Annotated in this window: 1 rRNA gene; it reads right to left on the reverse strand. The window is 66.8% G+C overall.

Annotated features, from left to right (window positions below):
• Positions 1-785: 785 nt before the first annotated feature.
• Positions 786-902 (reverse strand): 5S ribosomal RNA (rrf, locus tag DEI89_RS17245).
• Positions 903-914: the final 12 nt, after the last annotated feature.

The raw sequence follows: 914 nt of genomic DNA on the forward strand, positions 1-914 counted from the left end.
TCTGGGCTCTGGGCTCTGGGCTCTGGGCTCTGGGCTCTGGGCTCTGGGCTCTGGGCTCTGGGCTCTGGGCTCTGGGCTCTGGGCTCTGGGCTCTGGGCTCTGGGCTCTGGGCCGATCATTCCCCTCGTGCTGAACGATCGCAACGACCAGAAGCTGCCGCGAAGTGACCCCAGGCCACCGTCGCGGCGCCCCGCTCCACCGGGGCGATCAAGGTCACGGTCTCGGTCAAGCACCTGAAGACAGGGTGCGGGCGCACCGGCAAGGGACCCTTGCGTGACATCGAGAGACTCGAGCAACAGCACGAGGCTGCTCGCAAGGGTCAGGGCTGAACCGCACGCTCTGAGCTCCGTCCGTCACGGCAGAACCGAGCGTCCGGCGCGACGCTCTCGGATCCGGGTTTCGCGGCTCCGCTCTGGGCTCGAGCCTGGTGACGCCGGAACGGAGAAGTGTCAGGGACTTCAGGAGCCCGCCATCGCAAGACCGCAGACAAGCCGGCAGGGCCGCGCAACCGCAGCCGATCACCAGCACACCCGCCGGCCCTCACCCTCGGGGAAACGACGGGTTGCCACGAGTTCGCTGCGCGCGAGCTCCGCCGCTCCCAGAACCACGATGGTGGAGGGCCGCGGGCGACCGCATCGGCCCCGACTCTGGTGTGCCGGCGAATCGCACGATCCCTAGTGCCGCCGACGGCGGACTTGACGGCAGAATGGACAGCAGCTGGAATGCAGAAAACCCCTGACATGGGGAGCGGATGCTCCCCATGTCAGGGGTTTTCATGAAAAGAAGTCCGGCGGCGTCCTACTCTCCCACAAGGTCCCCCTTGCAGTACCATCGGCGCTGAGAGGCTTAGCTTCCGGGTTCGGAATGTGACCGGGCGTTTCCCTCTCGCTATGACCACCGGAACACCATCGACC

It is taken from the genome of Curtobacterium sp. MCBD17_030 (genome assembly GCF_003224255.1).
In the GTDB taxonomy this organism is placed as follows: Bacteria; Actinomycetota; Actinomycetes; order Actinomycetales; family Microbacteriaceae; genus Curtobacterium.